Raw genomic sequence first — 4,293 nt, forward strand, 5'->3', positions numbered from 1 at the left:
CTCCGCCCAGGGCCGGCTCTTGCGCGACTGGCCGCTGGACGGCGGGCGGGCGCAGCGCCTGCTGCTGCGCGCCAATGGCGAGGTCTGGCTGGGCATGCAGGAAGGCCTGTACCGGCTCCCCGGCGCCTCGGCGCCGGCCTTGCAGCGGGTGGCGCTGGCCGGCGGCGCGCCGTTGCATGGCGGCATCCATGCGCTGATCGAAGAGAGGGGAGGGGCCGCCGGGGCCGGTCGGCTCTGGGTCGGCGGCCAGCAAGGTCTGTTCCGGGAGCAGGGCGGCGGGCTGGCGGCCGTGCCGCAGGCGCCGGGCGAGACCCTGGCCAGCCCGGTCGTGATGGGTCTGCTGCCGGCGCGCGACGGCACGCTGTGGGTGGACACGCCGGTCGCCGGCCTGCACCGGCTGCGCGGCTGGGACCAGCAGGGCCGGGCCCGCTTCGACCGCATCGGCGAGCGCCATGGCAGCGAGGGCGTGTTCGGCGGCAATCTGCATGAGGACGCGCGCGGCCGCATCTGGAGCCAGCTGCAGGTCTACGACCCCAAGGCCGACCGGATCGACAGCTTCGGGGCCGCCGAGGGCGCGGCCTTCGGCAGCTTCTGGTTCTTCGCCAGCGCCGAGCTGCCCGGCGGGGCCTTGTTGTTCGGTGGCAGCCGGGGCCTGCTGCGTGTTGTGCCCGAGGCCTTCGAGCCGGATCCGGGCGTGCTGCCGCTGGTGATCAGCGCGCTGCGTGTCAACGGCCAGCCCCATGCGCCCGAGCGCCTGGATGGGCAGGGCCTGCGCCTGCCGGCCGGCACGCGCAGCTTCAGCGTCGAATTCGCCGGGCTGGACTATGCCGACCCCGGCCGGCTGCGCTATCAGTACCGCCTGCAGGGCCTGGACAGCGACTGGACCAGCGTCGACCCCGGCGCGCGCAGCCCCAGCTTCGGCCCGCTGTGGCCCGGGCGCTATGTGCTGCAGATGCGCGTGACGGCACACCCGACGCTGTGGGGCCCGGCCCGGCTGGAGCTGCCCATCGAGCTGCTGCCCGCCTGGTGGCAGACGCTGTGGGCGCAGCTGGCGGCGGTGGCCCTGCTGCTGCTGGCGATCTGGGCCTATGTGCGCTGGCGCACCCGCCTGCTGCGCCGGCGCGAAGCCGTGCTGCAGGCCCTGGTGGACGAGCGCACCGCCGAGCTGCGCGAGGCCAGCCTGACCGACGCGCTGACCGGCCTGCGCAACCGCCGCTATCTGGAGCTGCGTCTGCAGGACGATTTGCGCCTGTGCCTGCGCCGCTTCGAGGCCAGCGAGTCGGGCCTGCCCGGCCCCGACAGCGATCTGGTGCTGATGCTGCTGGACCTGGACCATTTCAAGCGCGTCAACGATGCCCACGGCCACGCCGCCGGCGACGCCGTGCTGGTAACCCTGGCCGAGCGCCTGCGCCAGGTGTTCCGCGGCACCGACTCGCTGGTGCGCTGGGGCGGCGAGGAGCTGCTGGTGCTGGTGCGCGAGACCAGCCGCGCCGACGCCGCCGAGCTGGCCGCGCGCGTCTGCGCCGCGGTGCGCGATCAGCCCTTCGGCATCGGCCTCGGCCAGGCGGTCGATGTCACCGTCTCGATCGGCTTCGCCGCCTTCCCGCTCGACCCGCGCCGGCCCCGCGCCTGGGACTGGCCCGCCACCCTGGCCCTGGCCGACTCGGCGCTGTACGCGGCCAAGGCCCGGGGGCGGGACGGCTACTTCGGGATCATCGAGGCGATGGACCTGGCGCCCGCCGAGGTGCCGCGCGATCTGAGCGGCTGGGCGGGGGATGGGCGGGTAGTGGTGCGGGCGAGTGGGGCATAGCGCGGGACCAGCGCGCTGCCCAATGGCACCGTGCCGCCGAGCTGCCGCTCCAGTCAGCGCGTTCGGCGCGGTTCGCTCTTGCCTCGCAGTTGAGCGCCCGCGCTGGCGCTGCCGCGCAGCGCAGGCTTGTCGACCGCAGGTTTCGCGGGCTTGAGCAGACCGCTGGCCGGATTGACCGCCACCGTTTGGTACTCGGCCGCGTAGTGCTTGCGCATCCGCACGATCTCTTTCGCGTACTGGCGCGCCAGCTGCTGCTTCTTCGTCTCCGACAGCAGGCGCCCGGCGAGCTGGAAGAATTTCGACTCCTCCTCCTTCAGATGGTGGCGCACCTTGAAGCTCAGCTGCTTGGCGGTCGCGATCCAGACCTCCTGCTTTTTGTTCCGCACGGACAAGTCGTCCAGCAACTCGTCAACTTCGTGATGCTCATGCAGCGCGTGGCGCGACGCGTCGAGACCGCCGTCCTCCATCAGCAGGTGCACGTACAGATGTCGTTCCTCGGCCGCTGCATGCGCCATCAGCTCGACTTTGAGCTGCAGGAAGAGCAGCTCACGAGCGGCCATGTCCCCGCGTGACGCCGTCAGCTTGCGGCACAGATCGCGTTGCAGGTCGTGACTTTCACGGATGGCGTCGAAAATCATCATGCTGAGTTCTCCGGCTTGCATGGTTCAAAGAGATGGGATCTCACTGTCGCGGGGTATGGCAATGCGCCACACCAGAGAAATGCCTGATTTGATGTAGGACGAGGGAGCGAACGTGGCTACTCCGCAGTTGCCTGCAACGGGCGACCGCCTAGGCCATTGAGCTCGACCTGGCGGGTGCAAGCGATTGGGCCGCCCTAGCAACTGGCGGTGGCCAGGAGCGGGCACTCGTGGACGGCGGTGCCTGGCTTCTGACCGGCTCTGCCAGCTGTGACGGCCTCCCGCGCAGCACGCAAGCGCCTACCGGTGTCAGATCAGGCACGGATCAGCTCATGCCATATGGCATGTTCAAATGTTGGGCAGAAAGAGTTAACGATTCGCATACAACACGTTATGCAGCAGGCTAATCCCACCTCCATCGCTCGCTTGGTCTCGGGCTTGCGCGGCGAGCACGCCGAGCAAGCGACCCTGGCTGCGGCGGCGAAGTCGGGCCAACGCGGAGCGGTGCCAGGTGTTGCCTGCGCTGAGATACGGGGTTTGCGCCGCGCTGTGCTTGCGGCTAGTCCAGCAAGCCTGCTCGCCTCAGCCTTCGGCGGCTTGCCGCTTCGGCAGCGCGTCGTTGCCTCCATCGCCGTGCCTTCGAGTAGCGGGGCTCGGCATAACCGGTCGCTCGAGCCGATTCGCGTCGGCAGGCCGCCGCTCTCGGCTCAGCTTTCACGTTGGGCAGCAGGCCGCCGCTCGCGGCTTAGCTTCAACGTTGGTCTCAGAGAGCCTTACTCGCGCCATGACTAAGCAAGGAGATGTGTATGTTCGGAAGCATCCAGACGGGCGTTACGGCGCGATCCGAGTGCTACGTCTGGAGGGAAAGTCGCTCATGCTGAGCACGACCGAGTATTTGGCTGATCGGCCTCCACTCGCCTCAGACCCGCAACTCCGTCGCCCGGTGGAGCAACACCGCTTCTTCTATGAGGGGCAACGGGCAGTAACCTGGGTCAGAGGCAAGCCACCATCCACGTTTTCATTGGCCTTCAATCTGGCACTCGACGATGAAGAGTCGCGGATCGAATGCAACTCATACGGCGGCGGGTGGTCTGACCAGACAGGCTTCGAAGTCTTCATGGAGTGGCGATGGATTCACGACAGAGAGGGGTTCGAAGCGGAGGTGCAAGAAGACCGAGCCCGCCAACACGAGCAACGAAGACTCTCCGCGCTCGCACAACGACCTAAGCGCATGATGCTAGAGGATTCCTTCTGGCCCCTTGTCGGTCTTCTTGATTGGGCAAGGATCGGCGAAGACGAAGCGGTCCTGGCTCCTCTGGTAAGCGCGCTCTCAAAACTCCCAAAGCAGAGCATCCGGGCTTTTGCCGAGCGACTTGCCTATTGTCTGTACTGCCTAGACACGCGTGAACATGCCAAACACATCGGAGCCGAATCGTACGTAAACGACGAAACCTACTTTTCCGGCGACTGGTTTCTTTACACGCGATGCGCCGCCGTGGCGAATGGGCGAGCTTTCTATGCGGCCGCTCTTGCAAGCCCTTCCGCAATGCCAAAGGATCTCGAGTTCGAGGCGCTGCTGAGCGCAGCACCGGTTGCCTGGGAACTCAAGACGGAGGCCGAGTTTGATCACGAGCCAGGCTGTAGCTACGAGACGTTCTCCAACGTCGCTGGTTGGGCGATCGATGCTGCGGCACACTCCGCCAGTGCTGAGGCCTAACTCTTCCATCGGGAAGGCGCCACAAGGTCTACGCCCTTGCGTTACCTCTCATGTCAACCGCTGATATGGCTTCTTTCTGTCAAGCGGCAAGACCTGGCCCTCTGCGCTGCAGATGAGTGATGGGTAGA

Annotated in this window: 3 protein-coding genes; 2 read left to right on the plus strand and 1 reads right to left on the minus strand. The window is 67.2% G+C overall.

Annotation, left to right across the window (positions count from 1 at the left end):
* Positions 1-1,810: ligand-binding sensor domain-containing diguanylate cyclase (locus PO768_RS28005; RefSeq protein WP_272648672.1), on the plus strand; the 1,810-nt coding region annotated here is incomplete at its 5' end.
* A 53-nt stretch (positions 1,811-1,863) separates the two neighbouring features.
* On the opposite strand, the gene PO768_RS28010 is transcribed toward PO768_RS28005, so the two are convergent.
* Positions 1,864-2,451, minus strand: a complete 588-nt coding sequence (locus tag PO768_RS28010; RefSeq protein WP_442953312.1) for a hemerythrin domain-containing protein — start codon at positions 2,449-2,451, stop codon at positions 1,864-1,866.
* Between the two features lie 871 nt (positions 2,452-3,322).
* Here PO768_RS28010 and PO768_RS28015 point away from each other — a divergent pair.
* Positions 3,323-4,165 (plus strand): DUF4240 domain-containing protein, encoded by an 843-nt coding sequence (locus tag PO768_RS28015; protein ID WP_272648673.1) that lies wholly within the window; start codon positions 3,323-3,325, stop codon positions 4,163-4,165.
* Positions 4,166-4,293 lie beyond the last annotated feature (128 nt).

This window comes from Paucibacter sp. XJ19-41 (assembly GCF_028462495.1).
Classification (GTDB): Bacteria; Pseudomonadota; Gammaproteobacteria; order Burkholderiales; family Burkholderiaceae_C; genus Roseateles_E.

Coding starts and splice junctions, on each gene's coding strand:
- PO768_RS28010 (WP_442953312.1), bottom strand. CDS start 2,451: ATGATGATTTTCGACGCCATCCGTGAAAGTCACGACCTGCAACGCGAT.
- PO768_RS28015 (WP_272648673.1), top strand. CDS start 3,323: ATGCTGAGCACGACCGAGTATTTGGCTGATCGGCCTCCACTCGCCTCA.